18 protein-coding genes are annotated in these 15,505 nt (G+C 69.2%); 8 read left to right on the top strand and 10 right to left on the bottom strand.

Annotated features, from left to right (window positions below; translation table 11 throughout):
• Positions 1-52: 52 nt before the first annotated feature.
• Positions 53-1,705, bottom strand: a complete 1,653-nt coding sequence (locus tag ACFJGU_RS00430) for a DHA2 family efflux MFS transporter permease subunit (RefSeq protein ID WP_382306667.1) — start codon at positions 1,703-1,705, stop codon at positions 53-55.
• Positions 1,706-1,866: 161 nt separating this feature from the next.
• Between ACFJGU_RS00430 and ACFJGU_RS00425 the strand changes: the two genes are divergently transcribed.
• The 4 genes from ACFJGU_RS00425 to ACFJGU_RS00410 all read left to right on the top strand — a co-directional run bounded on the left by ACFJGU_RS00425 (position 1,867) and on the right by ACFJGU_RS00410 (position 3,870).
• Positions 1,867-2,157, top strand: a complete 291-nt coding sequence (locus ACFJGU_RS00425) for a hypothetical protein (protein WP_382306665.1) — start codon at positions 1,867-1,869, stop codon at positions 2,155-2,157.
• A gap of 71 nt (positions 2,158-2,228) precedes the next feature.
• Complete coding sequence (locus tag ACFJGU_RS00420) at positions 2,229-2,456, top strand: hypothetical protein (protein WP_382306664.1); 228 nt, start codon at positions 2,229-2,231, stop codon at positions 2,454-2,456.
• Between the two features lie 129 nt (positions 2,457-2,585).
• Positions 2,586-3,605, top strand: a complete 1,020-nt coding sequence (locus ACFJGU_RS00415; RefSeq protein WP_382306662.1) for an intradiol ring-cleavage dioxygenase — start codon at positions 2,586-2,588, stop codon at positions 3,603-3,605.
• Positions 3,606-3,657: 52 nt separating this feature from the next.
• Positions 3,658-3,870 (top strand): twin-arginine translocase TatA/TatE family subunit, encoded by a 213-nt coding sequence (locus ACFJGU_RS00410; protein WP_382306660.1) that lies wholly within the window; start codon positions 3,658-3,660, stop codon positions 3,868-3,870.
• A gap of 82 nt (positions 3,871-3,952) precedes the next feature.
• Here ACFJGU_RS00410 and ACFJGU_RS00405 read toward each other — a convergent pair whose 3' ends face one another.
• Complete coding sequence (locus ACFJGU_RS00405; RefSeq protein ID WP_382306658.1) at positions 3,953-4,141, bottom strand: hypothetical protein; 189 nt, start codon at positions 4,139-4,141, stop codon at positions 3,953-3,955.
• 139 nt (positions 4,142-4,280) lie between these two features.
• Positions 4,281-5,300 (bottom strand): G5 domain-containing protein, encoded by a 1,020-nt coding sequence (locus ACFJGU_RS00400; protein ID WP_382306656.1) that lies wholly within the window; start codon positions 5,298-5,300, stop codon positions 4,281-4,283.
• A 254-nt stretch (positions 5,301-5,554) separates the two neighbouring features.
• On the opposite strand from ACFJGU_RS00400, the gene ACFJGU_RS00395 reads away from it, so the two are divergent.
• Positions 5,555-8,170, top strand: coding sequence for a hypothetical protein (locus ACFJGU_RS00395; protein WP_382306654.1), 2,616 nt, complete (start codon positions 5,555-5,557; stop codon positions 8,168-8,170).
• A gap of 31 nt (positions 8,171-8,201) precedes the next feature.
• On the opposite strand, the gene ACFJGU_RS00390 is transcribed toward ACFJGU_RS00395, so the two are convergent.
• From ACFJGU_RS00390 to ACFJGU_RS00375, 4 genes are all read right to left on the bottom strand, one after another.
• Positions 8,202-8,636 carry a nitroreductase family deazaflavin-dependent oxidoreductase gene (locus ACFJGU_RS00390; protein WP_382306653.1) on the bottom strand — a complete coding sequence of 145 codons (435 nt, stop codon included), beginning with the start codon at positions 8,634-8,636 and terminating at the stop codon, positions 8,202-8,204.
• A 31-nt stretch (positions 8,637-8,667) separates the two neighbouring features.
• The gene (locus tag ACFJGU_RS00385; protein ID WP_382306651.1) at positions 8,668-8,931 is read right to left on the bottom strand and encodes a type II toxin-antitoxin system RelE/ParE family toxin; all 264 of its coding nucleotides are present in this window, start codon (positions 8,929-8,931) and stop codon (positions 8,668-8,670) included.
• On the bottom strand, positions 8,928-9,149 hold the full coding sequence (locus ACFJGU_RS00380) for a DUF6290 family protein (RefSeq protein ID WP_382306649.1): 222 nt from the start codon (positions 9,147-9,149) through the stop codon (positions 8,928-8,930). The genes ACFJGU_RS00385 and ACFJGU_RS00380 overlap by 4 nt, the downstream gene beginning before the upstream one ends.
• 242 nt (positions 9,150-9,391) lie before the next feature.
• On the bottom strand, positions 9,392-9,814 hold the full coding sequence (locus ACFJGU_RS00375) for a MerR family transcriptional regulator (protein WP_382306648.1): 423 nt from the start codon (positions 9,812-9,814) through the stop codon (positions 9,392-9,394).
• A gap of 135 nt (positions 9,815-9,949) precedes the next feature.
• Between ACFJGU_RS00375 and ACFJGU_RS00370 the strand changes: the two genes are divergently transcribed.
• Positions 9,950-10,681: an SDR family oxidoreductase gene (locus tag ACFJGU_RS00370; protein WP_382306646.1), complete on the top strand. Its 732-nt coding sequence runs from the start codon at positions 9,950-9,952 to the stop codon at positions 10,679-10,681.
• Positions 10,682-10,755: 74 nt separating this feature from the next.
• Here ACFJGU_RS00370 and ACFJGU_RS00365 read toward each other — a convergent pair whose 3' ends face one another.
• Positions 10,756-11,637, bottom strand: coding sequence for an SDR family oxidoreductase (locus ACFJGU_RS00365; RefSeq protein ID WP_382306645.1), 882 nt, complete (start codon positions 11,635-11,637; stop codon positions 10,756-10,758).
• Between the two features lie 86 nt (positions 11,638-11,723).
• Between ACFJGU_RS00365 and ACFJGU_RS00360 the strand changes: the two genes are divergently transcribed.
• Positions 11,724-12,305 carry a TetR/AcrR family transcriptional regulator gene (locus ACFJGU_RS00360; RefSeq protein ID WP_382306643.1) on the top strand — a complete coding sequence of 194 codons (582 nt, stop codon included), beginning with the start codon at positions 11,724-11,726 and terminating at the stop codon, positions 12,303-12,305.
• An 11-nt stretch (positions 12,306-12,316) separates the two neighbouring features.
• Here ACFJGU_RS00360 and ACFJGU_RS00355 read toward each other — a convergent pair whose 3' ends face one another.
• The gene (locus ACFJGU_RS00355) at positions 12,317-13,123 is read right to left on the bottom strand and encodes an alpha/beta fold hydrolase (RefSeq protein WP_382306641.1); all 807 of its coding nucleotides are present in this window, start codon (positions 13,121-13,123) and stop codon (positions 12,317-12,319) included.
• A 50-nt stretch (positions 13,124-13,173) separates the two neighbouring features.
• On the opposite strand from ACFJGU_RS00355, the gene ACFJGU_RS00350 reads away from it, so the two are divergent.
• A complete protein-coding gene (locus ACFJGU_RS00350; RefSeq protein ID WP_382306639.1) occupies positions 13,174-13,587 on the top strand; it encodes a MarR family winged helix-turn-helix transcriptional regulator in 414 nt (137 codons plus the stop codon).
• A gap of 299 nt (positions 13,588-13,886) precedes the next feature.
• Here ACFJGU_RS00350 and ACFJGU_RS00345 read toward each other — a convergent pair whose 3' ends face one another.
• Positions 13,887-15,290 (bottom strand): DUF222 domain-containing protein, encoded by a 1,404-nt coding sequence (locus ACFJGU_RS00345; RefSeq protein ID WP_382306637.1) that lies wholly within the window; start codon positions 15,288-15,290, stop codon positions 13,887-13,889.
• Positions 15,291-15,505: the final 215 nt, after the last annotated feature.

Here is a 15,505-nt window from a genome sequence, read left to right as displayed (position 1 = left end):
GCTACGCCGCCAGGGGTCAGGCGAGCCAGACCGTGGTGTCGGGGTGAGGTGACTACGACCTGACGCGTCGACGCCGTCGGCCCGGAGCCGAGACCGGAGTCGACAGAGGCTCCCCGGTCGAGGTCACGGCCGTCTTCCCGCCCCCCAGCGAGAGCGTCGCCGCGAAGCCCACCGCCAAGAACCCGGCGGCCGCGAACGCCGCGTATTTGGTGCCGTCGGAGAAGGCGGTCTTCGCATCCTGGACCACAGAGTCCATCGACGGATCCTGCGCGAGCCCGGCGATCGCGGCGCCCGAGCTGTCGACGACCTGGGTCACGAGTTGCGAGCGGGAGGCATCCGGCACGCCGTCAGAGGCGAGCGCCGCGTCGAGCTGGGCGGCCGCCGTGGTGAACAGCACGGTGCCGAGGATGGCGATGCCGAGCGCCGACCCGATCTGCCGGGCCGTGCTCTGCGTGCCGGAGCCCTGCCCGCTCTGCTCGAGCGGCACATCCTTCAGCACCACTCCGGTGAGTTGCGCGGTGGCGAGCCCGACGCCGAATCCGTAGACGAAGAGGAACGGGATGAGCAGTCCCCAGGCGGTGTCGGGTGCGATCACGAAGCCGATCCCCGCCACCCCCACGATCTCGGCGGCGAGACCGACGCGCACGATCACCACCGGAGCGATCCGGTTGCCGAACGCGCCCGCGAAGCCCGACGCGACGAACGATCCGATCGCGAGCGCGAGCAGGATGAAGCCGGTCTGCAGGGCGTCGAAACCGAGCACGTTCTGCAGCCACAGGGGCAGCGAGAGGATGATGCCGAACTCGCCGAGCGACACGATCATGGCCGCGAGGTTGCCGTTGCGGAAGCTCGGGATGCGGAAGAGGTCGAACGCGAGCATCGTGCTCTGTCCGCGGCGCATCCGTCTGCGGCCCCAGAGGATGAAAGCGGTTCCGGCGAGCACCGTCACGGCGAAGGCGAGCGGGATGGGGGAGAGGGCGAAGGGCCAGGTCCAGTCCCCGATCGCCGGCGGCGTGTCGGTGAGCCACCAGCCGTAGGTGCGGCCCTCGATGAGCCCGAACACGAGGGTGGCGCTCGTGATCACCGAGAGAACGGCCCCCACGACGTCGACCCGCTGCGGCGCGACCCCGTCAGCGGCCGGTTCGCGCGACTCCCGCACGAACAGCAGCACTCCCACGATGACGACGATGCCGAGCGGGATGTTGATGCCGAACGCCCAGCGCCAGGAGAAGTAGGTGGTCAGCCAGCCTCCGAGCAGTGGGCCGACCGCCGTCATCCCGCCGATCGTGGAACCCCAGATGGCGAAGGCGAGTGCGCGTTCGCGGCCGCGGAAGGTGGCGTTGATGATCGAGAGGGTCGTCGGCAGCACCATGGCGCCACCCACGCCCTGGATCACGCGGGCCCCGATCAGGAGGTCACCGGTGGGCGCGAGAGCGGCCAGGATGCTGGCGAGGGCGAAGACGGCGACACCGAGCACGAGCATGCGGCGTCGGCCGAAGCGGTCGGCGAGGGTACCGAAGACCAGGAGCAGGGCCGCGAACACGAGGGTGTAGGACTCCTGCACCCACTGCACCTGGGTGGAGGTGATGCCGAGGTCGTCGATGATCGACGGGATCGCCACGTTGACGATGGTCGAGTCGACGATGATGAGAGCCACCGCGATGCTGATGAAGACGAGCCCGATCCAGCGCGTGCGTGCCGACACGGCGACCTCCGATTCCCAGGACGATTTCGCTAAACAGCTTAGCTACTTATCGACTGAGATTTCCACGAGGCCGATGCCGGTCCGTCGCGCTCGCCGTAGGCTCGGGCCGAAAGCGGCACGCCGCCCGGGCGCCCCACGAACAGCCGACGAAACGGAGCACCATGAGCAGCGAACTCGACGATCCCACGCAGCGCGCGCAGACCTTGCAGCGCCCCCGTGGAGGGGTGGACGCCTTCGCCATCATCTCCCTGATCGCGGGCGTGGCGGCGATCGTGCTGCTCGCGCTGGGCATTCCCACCTGGATTCCCCTGTGGTTCGCGGTGATCGGCCTCTTCCTCGGCATGGTCTCCGTGCTGCGCTCGCGACCGTCGACGGCGCGCTGGGTGAGCACGATCGCGATCCTGGCTTCGGTGGTGCCGTTCCTCATGATGTTCTTCTTCATCACGACGTAGGAACCGCACGCGCTCCATTACGATCTTCGAGTGCTGACCGCCGACGATTCGGCGACGAAGGGGGATTCACGATGACACGTCCGGAGAAGGTCGAAGGCCTCACGGTCGACAAGACGAGAGCGATCGCCATCACGCTCATCGTGGTGGGGGTGGCGTTCGGCGCGTTCGCCGTGATCTGGGACCTGAACGGCGGACCCACCTGGCTGCACGCTTTCACCTGGGTGGGTGGCGGGTGCGTCGGGTTCGGCCTCGTCACCTTGATCAGCTCGGGTGCGTCGGCGAAAAAGAGCGGTCTGTAGCGCGCTTCGGGCCTGCGCGGCGGGATGTGCTGCATTCATCGGTTCCTCATAGACGCGCCATAGGGCTCGTATGGATGACTCACGAACACTGGAGTCAATCCATCCACTAGCCGAGCGAATGAGGCGATCATGAGCAGGATCCCCGAACCAGAACAGACCCCCGACGGTCCGGCCTACGAGGGCCGACTCCTCGATCGTGCCGACGAGGAGGTGGTGGACCAGGGCGTCGGGTTCGACATCCGCACCCTGCTGAGCCGTCGCACGGTGCTGAGCGCCGCCGGATTGGGACTCGGCGCCCTCGCCCTCGCCGCCTGCACCACGGGCACCGGCAGCAGCGCCGCCGGGTCCACGGCCGCCGGCACCGCGAGCGGGAGCGCGAGCGGTTCGATGGGCACCGGCACCGGCACCGGGTCTGCCACCGGCACCCTCCCTTCGTCGGAGATCCCCGACGAGACCGCGGGTCCGTACCCGGGCGACGGCTCCAACGGTGCCGACGTGCTCGAGGAGTCGGGTGTGGTGCGCAGCGACATCCGCTCCAGCATCGGCGGAGGCGCGACCGCGGCGGGCGTGCCGATGGCGCTTTCGCTCACCGTGCTCGACATGGCGAACGGCGACGCTCCGTTCACGGATGCCGCAGTGTACGTGTGGCACTGCGACGCCGACGGGAACTACTCGATGTACTCGTCGGGCGTCGAGAACGAGACGTACCTGCGCGGTGTGCAGGTCGTGGACAGCGCCGGGACGGTGACGTACACCTCGATCTTCCCGGCCTGCTACTCGGGTCGTTGGCCGCACATCCATTTCGAGGTCTACCCGGGCGTCGGCGACATCACCGACTCGGCCAACGCGATCGCCACTTCGCAGGTGGCGCTGCCTCAGGATGTCTGCGAGACCGTCTACGCGGGCTCTGGATACGACGGCTCGAGCGCCAATCTGGCGAAGGTGAGTCTCGACTCCGACAACGTGTTCGGTGACGACGGCGGTGCCCTGCAGCTCGCCACCGTGACCGGCGACGCGACGTCGGGTTACCAGGTGGCGCTCACCGTGCGCGTGGACACGAGCACGACGCCCACGGCCGGATCGGCGCCAGGCGGTGGTGGATCGGTCGGCGGTGGAGGCACCCCGCCCGACGGTGCTCCCGCGCGCTGACCGCCGGCCCCGAATCCCCCTCGTTCCTGTCCTCTCGACGAAAGGCCTTACCATGGGCGTCTTCCAGAACCTCACCGGATGGCACGCGCTCATCCTCCTCGCCGTCGTGCTGCTCTTCTTCGGAGCCGCGAAGCTGCCGAGCCTCGCCCGTAGCCTGGGCCAGTCGGCCCGCATCCTGAAGGCCGAAGCGAGCGAGACGAGTGCTCCGGATGCCGCGGTCCGTGACTCGGAGCCGGCCTCGACCCCGACCGCCGACAGCCGCTGACCATGTTCGGTCTCACCGTCGAGAAGCTGCTCCTCATCGGGGTGATCGCCGTGTTCCTGGTGGGTCCGCAGCGGCTCCCGCTCTACGCGGCGAAGCTGGGCGCGTTCGTGCGGGCGATGCGCGACGTCGCCGACACCGCCAAGGCGCGCGTGGCCGAAGAACTCGGCCCGGACTTCGACGCGACCGAGTGGCAGAAGCTCGACCCCCGCCAGTACGACCCGCGCCGCATCGTGCGCGACGCCCTCACCGAGGGTGCGTCATCCGACTCCACCGCGGACGCCCTCACCGGCGGCGCGACCGTCCGCCCGCGAGGCGTGGCGACCGGCGGCTGGCAGGAGGCGCTGCTCGCGCGAGCGCCCGCAGCCCCGAATCCGACGGGTGCCCCCCGCGCCGGACGTATCCGATCGGCGTCAGTCGCAGGCGATCCCGTCGCCGTCGCGGTCGAGGTCGTAGATGTCGGAGCCGATCACCTGGACCGGACCCTGCACGTAGGCAGGTCCGTTGCCGCTTCCTCCGGCGCAATCGACGTCGGAAGCGATGGGAACACACGCGCCGGCGTAGTTGGGGTCACACCCGCCGCCGTCCGGGGGGCTCTCCTCAGGTGCCGCCTCGGCGGGAGGCGGTTGCCGAGTGCCGATCGCGGTGACCTCATCGATGGGAGCGACCGTGACCGTCTCCGAGACGAGAGTGCGGCCCGTCTCGACGCCGTCGACGAGCGTGATCTCCCACCGCGAGACCTTCGTTCCGGCGACTCCGGCGGTGACGACCACGGAGGTTCCCGCGTCGGCATCCGGATCTTCGTAGCTGGACTGTCCATAAGGAAGAGGATCGGACGTCTCGACGACTTGCACCGTCGTGACCGGGGTCGGCTTCGGAGTGGGCGTCGATTTCGCCGCGGGCGTCGGGGTGGGAGTGCTCTCACGCGTTGCCCCGGGCGTCGCCGCCGAGCTGATCGACGCGTCGGCCCGCACTCCGACGGCCTGGTCGCTCGCCTGAGGATGCGGCGCGATCAGGGCGCCGAGGAGCAGAACCGCGGCGGAGATACCCAGCGCAGACCCTGCGGCGCGTCGCGTGCGCGGCAGGTTGAGCCAGCTCGGCCGCTTCTTCACCAGTGCCCAGATCGAGGCGCCGATGCCGAACAGGGAGACGCCCACCAGGAAGCCGCCGAGGCCGTTGCTCCCGGCGCCGATCGCCCCGACGAGCACGGCGAGGGCGGCGACGATCCACGTGGTCAAGGTCGGGCGCCATCTCGCGCGGACTGCGTTCGCGGCCGGGGTCTGACCGATTCCCGACGCGGTCTCCGCCCATCGGGTGCCATCCCACCAGCGCTTCTCGTTCGGGTCGTTCGGGTCGGGGTACCAGCCGGCCGGAGGCAAGGGTGTCGTCACGGGCGTCGCAATCGGGTCGGGTGAGTCGGGAATTCGGGTCATCCGGTCCACCGCCTGTTCGGCCGTCGTCCGGGTGTTGTGCCGAAGACTACGGCTGTAGAGCAGCCGATGAGCAGTCCCCCTTTCGGGGAATCACTGCTCGGGGAATCACTGCCGCCCCTTATGGGTGGCGCCCGCCTAGGGGCTATCCGTGGGCAGCGGGCGCCGCCAGACTGTGGAGGCTCCCCGCCCGCGTACAGCGATCCGAATCGAGTTCCATGCGACCGCACGCCCCCCGACGAGGCGGTCGCCGCCGCATGCCCTCGCGCTGGATCACCCGCACGGTCGCCGCGGTCGCGGTGGCCGCGGTGGTGGGGACGGGGACCGTCGCCCTCGCGCCGGCCGCACCCGCGCACGCCTCGTGGCAGGGTTCCGCCCAGACCTGGATCTCGACCATGAACTCCGCCGTCGGCAAGGCCGGCAAGCTGTTCGGCATCGACACCGGCGGGTTCGACCTCGCGGCGAGCATCGCCGGTCCGCTCATCTCCGCCATCTTCGGCGACGGCGGCAAGGGGCCGGGCATCAAGGACGTGCTCGACAAGCTGCAGGAGCTCGACGACATCGAACACCGCATCGACGAGATGCAGAGCACCTTGGCCGACATCGAGCAGGAGGTGCTCGCGGTCAACCAGAACGTGTTGATGGGTACTTGCGTCAACCAGACGGCGGGAATCTTCCCCTACATCAGCAAGGTGAAGACGTCGCAGGCCGCGTACGGCGACGTGCTCGACCAGATCGAGAAGATGAGCAAGGGCGCCACGGGCGCGGATGAGGCCAAGGAACTGGGCAACCTCGTCAACGCCTTCATCGCGAACACCCTGGGCAGCGAATCGCAGAAGAGCGTCACCACCAGCGCCATGGCGAGCGACATCCGCACGGTGCACGAGGCGATGATCTCCACCCAGGGCCGCAACGGCGTCATCCAGAGCTGCGGCACCGCCTATTTCGACGCGTGGAAGCTGACGCAGGCCTCCGCCGGGGCCCGTCAGTCCGCATCGCCGACCAGCCAGGGCGTCTGGCTCGACGACCGGCAATACTACGAGCCGCTGCAGAACATCGTGCAGTACTGGCAGACCGCGCAGTCGCAGGGCATGTTCCTGCTGCAGCAGGCCTCCCTGATGCAGGCCGCCAAGCTCTACACGGCTGAGAAGGGGACGATATCGCCCGATCAGAACGCGGCGGTCTGCTCCCTCGCGATCTCGCAGAAGGCCGGCGACGCGAAGACGATCTGCGACACGGGTCTGCGCTTCTCGAAGACGTTCTACGACAACGTGGTCGAGGAGTGGAAGCAGGTGGGCCTTCCCATTTCCGACGACAAGGTCGTGCTCAGCCTCGGAACCGACATCACGGGTGTGCGGAACGGCAACGACGCCATCGGATCGGCCGTCTGGGCGCGCAACCCCCGGTCCTTCCCCGTGGACTGGGCCGGCGGCACCTGGCAGACGGTCGCGACCGCGACCACTGCCGACGGCATCGCCGGCTTCGTACCGGCGAACTCCACCCGGTGGAAAGATCTCGAAGCGGCCTACCGCACCTCCCACACCTCGGTGACGCCGGCGGTCCAGACGCCCGTGCAGCTCTTCCGCGACGGGTCCCAGCCATGGGCGGCGGCCGGGGTCGCGCCGTTCGCACCTCTGGACATCCTGAGTACCCTGCGTGACAACTCGCCGGGCGGCGAGGCCCGGAACTTCGACACCACGGGGGTGAGCACGGTGTGGATGCCGGGGGAGACGACCACTCGCGACATCCCGGCGTTCCGCTTCGCGACGCACTCGGAGGAAGGCGACTACCACACCTACGGCAACACCTCCGGGTTGTCGTTCGCACCGACCACGGTGTTCGAGCACCGGCTGAACCCCAGTTGGGTCAACGAGACCGGCCTCACGGTGAAGTGCATGGTGGTGCCGGTCGACGGTGCGCTGTGCGATGGTGAACGGATCGCGTCGTGGTTCATCGCGCACCAGAAGACCGATTGGTCGGGCACGGACAAGGTCTTCTCGGTGACGCCGAGCTCGAGCGCCGTGGGCTCCTTCGAGGCGCAGACCCGCACGCCCAACTACTGCAGCACCTTCTTCGACGGTGACGAGCGGCTGAACGACGCCTGCGACTGGGGCTTCTCGATCGGTGTCACCGAGCTGCCGAGCTGGCTGGCCTACCTCGGGCTGAAGGACGGCAGCTCGTACGATCCGGCTCCGTCGAACCAGACGCTGTGGCCGGTCGCGCCCGTCCCGGCCGAGTGCGGCACCACGCTGTGGGGCGTGCCGACCCGCTGCGGGGCGTCGATGGATGCCTGGATCAAGGCCAACATCCCGAACCCTTCCGTATCGGGGCCGGCGGCGAACGCACTGCCGAGGATCGACGGTGTGTACACGGTCGACTGCGTGGGCTACAACTGGGTCGACCGCACCGATGAGGCGGGTGTCGAGGTGGTGACCGGTGACGTGAGCTGGAGCGGCGTGCTCCCCGACGGACGCGCGTTCACCACGACGGTGGCGAAGGGGACCAGGCTCGACCTGACGGACTTCGTGAGGAAGGCGGGCTGGTACGACGCGGCGCCGCCCCTGTTCTCCCTGCGCTGCTCGTTCGATGCGCACTACGCCGACAGCGCGACGACCTCCACGGTCACCAGTCGGCCGGCTGATGTGAAGCGGGAAGACGGGCGATATGTGCTCCGCGACGCGAGCTTGGAGGAGCCACCGGTCGACCCGGCACCGGGTGCGCCGGTCGACGGGACGGATGCGGCGGGCTCCGGCTCGGCGACCCTCGCCGCGACCGGCAGTGCGGGTGCCCTGTGGTTCGGCGGTGCGGCGCTGGTGCTGCTGGCGGGTGCGGCTTTGGCCCTGGTGTCCCGCCACCGCCGTCGGGCCTCCTGACGAGGGCCGGCGGTCGGAGCGCTGGGTAGCGTCAGCGCGCGACGCGGAGCAACCGGAAGTCGCTCTTCCCCAGCAGCTTCAGGATGCCCGCGGCCGGGTTGCCGAACGCCCGCAACCCGGCTTCGGCTCCGAGGTTTTCGACGCCCACGATCCGCCACCGGCGACGCCCCCGCACCACGAGGGCGTCGCCACCGGCCTCCAGGTTGCGGAGCCAGTTCACCTCGGCGCCGTAGGTGAGCTCCGCCACCAGGTCACCGTCGCTCGTCTCGCCGAGGATCAGTGGCACCTCGAACGTCTTTCCGCTCTTCCGCCCGGTGTGCCGGAGCACGCTGAACGGTCCGACGCCGGCCCGCGCCATCCGCAGCGTGAGTCGGTTGAGGGTGTTCTTCAACACCCAGAAGTACCCGCGACGCATCCGACCGCCCATGCCCCAGTATCCGCCCGCGCCCCGGGCGACGTCGATCACATCGCCCGAGTCGGGAGACTCGGCTACGGCGTCAGTAGATGCGAGATCGGTGGCCCAGCCGCACACCGACGATGACGATTGACTCGTCGTCAATGCGCGCCAGAACCCTATAGTCGCCGATCCTGTAGCGCCAGAACTCCGAGAGGTCGCCCGTCAGCTGCTTTCCTCGGGACCGGGGGTCGTCGAGTGCAGCGAGCTCGTCGAGAAAGGCAATAACCCGTCGGGCGACGACACGGTCGAGCTTTCGTAGAGTCTTGTCGAACTCGTGGCTCGTCTCGACGGTCCACCGGGTCAAAGTCCGATCTCGCGGCGGACCTCGCTCAGGGGTCGGGTCTTCTTTTCCGACGCTTCCCACTTCGCCGCAGAAGTTTCGGCCCACGCGATGTCTTCTAGTTCGTCGAGGTGTGAGGCGATGGCGTCGTGCACGAGTTCCTCCACGGGCTGCCCGGTGCGTGCGGCAAGAGTGCCGAGGCGTCGCAATTCGTCGTCGTTGAGCTCGATCGAACGTGACATCTCATCTCCTTCGCGCGGTCGCGGATGCAGCACTGAGGATATCCGGTAGACGTTCTGATCGGCAGGACCAGCCATTCTGACGGCACGGTGACGCATTTCACTCCTACTTTCGCGGTCGATGGGGCGCAGAAACGTAGGGATTACGACCAGAATAGTGGTCGCCGTGGCAGGGTGTGCGGCCTGTGGATAAGGTGTTCGGTCGCGCCACCCGACAGACGGGCGGCCAGGCGCGGGGTTGGTCCCTACGCGCCGACACCCTCCAGGATCGCGGACGTGCGCCCCGCCGCATCCCGCGCCGCGTCGCAGTCGGCGGGATCGGCGTTCTCGGTGAGGTCGATGACCTCGTCGAGCCGGCGGCGGGCCTCCTCGAGGTCGGCGATGACGCTCGTGATGCGGTCGCGTTCGGTGTGGAGGCTGCTGAGCATCTCGGGCGGCGCATGCCCGGTGTCGACACAGGGCAGGATGAGGGCGATCGTGCGACTCGCGAGGCCCGCCGAGAACAGGTGCTGGATGAGGCGCACCCGCTCGACCGCCGACTCGCCGTAGACGCGCTGGCCGCTGGGCGTGCGCTCGGCGTGCAGAATGCCCTGTTCCTCGTAGTAGCGCAGGGCTCGTGTGCTGACCCGGGCGCGCTCCGCGACCTCGCCGATCCTCAGGTCGCTCATCGGGCATCCTCTCGTTCTTCCGGGCACATCCGGGGCGTTCGCTGACTCGACTTGCCCTTGACGTCAACGTGAAGTCTTAGCCTACAAGACGGATGGCGACCGCGACCGCGGCCGCCGCACGTGGAAAGGCACACCATGAACATTGCAGGATCCGTCGCGCTGGTCACCGGAGCGAACCGCGGCATCGGCCGCCGCTTCGTCGACGAGCTGCTCGAGCGGGGAGCGACCAAGGTCTACGCGGCCGTGCGTCAGCCCGATCAGCTGGCCGAGGGTGAGTTCGCCGACGCCCGGGTGGAGGTGCTGCGGCTCGATCTGCTCGATGCGACATCGGTGACGGATGCGGCGGCGCGGGCGACCGACGTCACCCTCCTCGTGAACAACGCGGGCATCTCGACGGGCGCGAATCTGCTGGGTGACGGTGACCTCGAGGGCCTGCGCCTCGAACTCGACACGCACTTCTTCGGCACGCTCTCCGTCATCCGGGCGTTCAAGCCGGTGCTCGCGGCGAACGGCGGGGGAGCGGTGGTCAACATCCTCTCGGCCCTGTCGTGGTTCTCGACCGAGGGCGCGAACGCCTACGCCGTGGCGAAGGCGGCGGAGTGGGCGATGACCAACGGAGTGCGCCTCGAGCTCGCGGGTCAGGGCACCCTCGTGCAGGGTGTGCACCTCGGTGCGGCCGACACCCGTCTGATGGACGGCTACGACGGCCCGATGCTCAACCCGCGCGAGGTGGCGGTGGCCACGCTCGACGGTGTCGAGGCCGGGGCGATCGAGGTTCTGGTGGATGAGTGGGCGCGTCTGGTGAAGTCGTCCCTCGCGAACGACCCGTCGGGGTTCTACGCGGAAGCGCTCGCCGCTCGGGTGTGAGCGGAGCCGGGGTCCGGTGCTGGGGTCGTCCGGCCCCGCGCCGGGGCACCGGCCTTCCCGGGCCCCGGCCCTCCTCAGGCCCGGATGTTCTCCAGGTCGTCGAGCAGGCTCGGGTGCGTCGGCTCCCAGCCCAGCTCGGCGCGGGTTTGCGCGCTCGACGCGGGCTGGTCGGCGGCGAAGATCGACCCGATCGGCCCGAAGTTCTCGACCGGGAGGGACTCGACCGGTAGCCCGAGCCGGCGCCCGATGACGGCGACGATGTCGCGCACCGCGTCGCCCTCATCCGCCACGGCGTGCCAGGCACGCCCCGCGGGTGACTCCTCGAGCGCGAGCCGGAACAGCACTGCGGCATCGAGCGCGTGAACGGCCGGCCAGCGCTGGGCGCCGTCGCCCGGGTATCCGGCGACGCCGGTCTGGCGGGCGATCTGCGTGAGCAGTCCGGCGAAGCCGCCGTTCCCGTCGTTGTGCACGGTGCGCGGGAGTCGGATGGCCGAGGTGCGTACGCCCCGAGAGGCGAGTGCGAGGGTGCGGTTCACCGAGACGCCGCGTCCGCCGACCGGGCCGTCGGTGGGGAGGGGGTCGTCTTCGGTCGATGGGCGGCCGGCCGCCTGAGGGGTGCCGGACACGGTGACGAGCGGCTTGCCGGTGCCGATGAGGGCTTCGCCGAGGGTTTCGAGCGCGGCGGACTCGTCGGCGATGCTCGCGGTCAGCGCCTCGGGCGAACTGAAGTCGTTGCCGAAGGCGAGGTGGATGACGCCGTCGGCACGCTCGGCTTCGGCGCGCAGCACGTCGAGGTCGATGAGCTGGCCGCGCGCGGTGTCGGCCCCGGCCGCGGTGGCCTTCGCAGCTGAGGCGTCGGAGCGGGTGAGGGCGGTGACGGAGTGTCCGGCCGAGATCAGCTCGGCCACGACGGCCGATCCGATCAGCCCGGTGGCGCCGGTGATGAATACGCGCATGGGAAACCTCCACGATGTGATGCGACTAATGTCCCATCACAGTACCACCGCGATGAGACAAGTGTCGCATCACGTAGACTGGGGTCATGCCCAGATGGAAACCGGATGCGCGCGAGCGGCTCGTCGAGGCGGCTCTCGATCTCTTCACGGAGCAGGGCTACGACGAGACGACCGTGGCGCAGATCGCCGAGCGTGCCGAGCTCACCCGCAGTACGTTCTTCCGGCACTTCAGCGACAAGCGCGAGCTACTGTCGGCGGGGCAGGAGATGCTCAGCGCTCTGCTGGCCGAGGGCATCCTCGCGGCTCCGGATGCCGCGACCCCGCTCGAGGCGGTCGCGGCCGGTTTGGACCGCGCGGCCGGCGCGATGACGGAGTTCAACCGCGGCCTCGGCCCGCGCATGCACGCGGCGATCGAGGCGAACGAAGAACTCCGTGCCCGCAACGCGATGAAGAGCATCGGTCTGGCGGCAGCGATGGCGGAGGCTCTGCAGCAACGCGGCGCGTCCGAGGCGGCGGCGAGGGTGGCGGCCGAGCTCGGCGTGCTGGCGTTCGGGATGGGCTACCGTCGGTGGTCCGATCCGGAGCGGGACGGGGAGGCGGGGGAGCTTGTCACGTACACGCGCGAGGCCTTCGCCGAACTCCGGGCGGCCGCCGCCGAACTCCGGTAAGGGTCCGGCGCTCAGCGCGGGAGTTCGAGAAACCGATCGATGGCCTCGAAGGTCACTGCGCCCGCTTCGAGATGCGGAAGGTGCCCGGCATCCGCGATCTGTACGAAGCTCGCGTTCGGAAGGGCCTCCGCCAGCGCCCGCCCGTAGGTCGGAGTCACGATGCGGTCGCTCGCGCCCCACACGACGAGGGCCGGTGCGGTCACGGCGTCGAGGCGAGCGATCAGGGTCGGATCGCTCATGCTCGCGCCCGCGAGCACCGCCATCGTGCGCCCGTTCGCCGCCTGCACCGTCCGCTGTTGGTCGGAGAGTCCAGCCGGATCGATGAACCCCCGGTCGGCGTCGTGCCACGCGAGCTCGGCGAGCTGCCGAGGGGTCAGCGAGAAGAAGTCGGCGATCGGTTCGCCCGCCACCTCGACCCCGACGGCATCGAGCACGATGATAGCGTCGATCAACCCCTCGAAACGCGCATCGCTCGCGGCCTGAACCGCCATCTCGAGTGCGATCCATCCGCCGATCGATGACCCCACCAGCGTCACCCCGCCCTGCGCCTCGCCCTGCACCCCGCCCTCGGTGGCGTCGCTCAGCAGCAGCTCCAGGTAGTCCCCGGCGAGCTGGGCCACCGAGGTCAGGTCATCGGGACGCTCGGTGCCGTCCCATCCCGGATGCGTCGGAGCGAGCACGTGCCGTGTCGCGGCGAGGTGCCCGACGATCGGCGCCACGGTGCGAGGCCCGCCGCCTCCGTGCAGCACGAGCGCGGTCGGCAGCGCCGGGTCGCCGGCCTCGGTGACGGATGCGCGGAAAACGAATCGAGTAGCCATGATCACTCCAAATCAACATGTTTATATAAGTGTGCTGATACGATAACACCATGGCGACAGATCTGGAACTCCTCGGGCAGGCTCTCAAGCGGGCGCAGTACCGCAATCACCGCACGATGGATGCCGCCCTCGGAGCTGCCGGAGTGAGCCTCGTGCAGTGGGATGCCCTACGGGCGATCGACCAGGCACCCGGCGCATCCGCTCACGATCTCGCAGTGGCGACCTTCCAGAGTGACCAGTCGTTCGGCACCCTCGCCACTCGTCTCATCGATCGCGGCCTGGTCACGCGGGCGCCGGGCCGAGGTCGGCGCCTTACGCACGCCCTCACTCCCGCCGGTGCCGAGGCGCTCGCGGCCGGTCGTCGGGTTGTGGCCGCTGAGCTACCGAAGCTCTTCGCGCCCCTCGACGAGTCGCAGCGTTTGGCCCTGTTCGAGGCTCTGAATGCTCTGAACGCTAGCGCTTAGGGCCCGTTCAGTTGCGGGTCGTTGGGCGGCGTGGGGTGGGTGATCCGGTCGAGTCATAGTCCCCCGGCCGCTGCGCGGCCTCCCGCCAAACCCGATGCCAATGACTCGACCGGATCACCCACCCCACGCCGCCCGGTTTCGGTCTGCGGGCCGCTTTGGGCCGGGCCGGCTCCGGCTATTGCGCTCTGTTCCTACTGCCCTGCGGTGAGCTCCCGCTGCGGTCTCGCGGCGATCGGCTCCGGCTGCGCTGCGGAGCGCTCCCGCTGCACTCTGCTGCGCTGCGCTTCGTTGAGCTGGGCTCAGGCGGCCTCGCGCCGTGGCCCGTGCGTGCGGCGGCGCGTGGTGGGGATGGGGGTCTGCTCGATGTCGATCCATCGGGGCGGCACGATGTGCGGCACACCTCTGAGCATGACGAGTTTCCACGCCGAGCGATGCAGGTGACTGTGATGGAAGTGGCAGAGCAGCAGGCCGTTGTCGATGTCGGTGCGGCCGGGTGGATGATCGTCGGAGACCCATTCATCCACGTGGTGCGTTTCGCAGAACGACGGGGGTCGATCGCATCCGTTCCACACGCATCCGCCGTCTCGAGCTGCGAGGGCCCGGTTCTGTGCCGCAGTGAAGAGTCGCTTCGACTTGCCCTGGTAGAGCACTTCGCCGCGGTCGCCGAAGAGTGTCGCGGAGATGGGGGAGTGGCAGCGCATCTGGGCCACGGCGGAGGCGGGAACGGGCTCGTCGACGCCGTCGATCCATCCGACTCCGCGCCCCGCCTCGAGGTCGTCGAGCGAGATGTGCACGTTGACGGTGGTGGCGGAGCCGTTGATGCGCGGCATGTCGGGGGCGCCGGCGGCACGCGCGATGAGTTCGGTGACGGTGTCGGCGTTCTTCTGCGCCTGGGTGCGGATGTCGGCGGTGACCGTCTGCGCGACGAATTCCTCTTCGCTGAGGAACCGCGGGCCACCGGCCTGGGCATCTGAGACGCGCGGACTCTGCATCGCCTGGATGCTCGCCAGCCACACCCCACCCTGCTCGGGCGTGAGCGCGAACCGCCCGCGGATCATGCCGTCGCTCGCCTGAGCGATGGTGAGCGAGCGCTGCTGCTGGTGCACCTCATCGCGCGGCTCGGCTCCGTCGGGGTCGATGACCTCGCGCAGGTGGATGGCGAGTTTGGACGTCTGATCCGTCGTCAGATGCCCCGTGACGGTCTCATCGACGAGCGTCTGTTCGGCACTAGCCACGACGTCGGGCGAGCATCCGCGCATTACGAGTTCGCCGCACCGCGCCACGATGACCGACGCCGTCTCGACGGCGAGGATGCCCTCGTCGAGTGCCTGCGCGACGACCGGGAACGGCGCCGGCCCCTCGCCGCCACCCAGAAGCACGGCGCCACGCAGCTTGCGCCCGACCTCGAGCCGCGCCTTGCTCTCGTGCGCCGACGTGCCCGTGACGGCCGCGACGAGCTTGACCGGGCTCGTGAAGTTCTGTGACCGGCTCAGCCCTTCATCGCCGAGCTCGCTGCGCGACCGCACCCCGACCTCCCCGGCGACCCGCACCTGCGCCGCTCCGATGACTCGCCCGACGGCCTCGATCGCGGCCATGACGTCGAGCAATTCGTCATCGCTCAGCCCCGCCATCCTCGCGCCGATCTCACCCACAAGGCCGCGGAGATCGGCAGCGATCTCGTGGAGTCGGAGGGTGTTTTTCATACTGAAATTCTATCAGAATTAGATGATTTAAACTCGTTTAGTTCGGGGTGGTTGGGCGCCGCGGGGTGGGCGGTCCGGTCGAGTCATAGTCCCCCGGCCGCTGCGCGGCCTCCCGCCAAACCCGATGCCAATGACTCGACCGGATCACCCACCCCACGTCGCCCGGTTTCGGCCCGCCCCGAAGCCGACGGTGCCGCCGGCTCACCCTCAAGGCG

It is taken from the genome of Herbiconiux sp. UC225_62 (assembly GCF_042694625.1).
Lineage (GTDB): Bacteria > Actinomycetota > Actinomycetes > Actinomycetales > Microbacteriaceae > Herbiconiux.
Note: the sequence above shows the minus strand (reverse complement) of the source record. Positions and strands in the feature narration are given on the sequence as shown.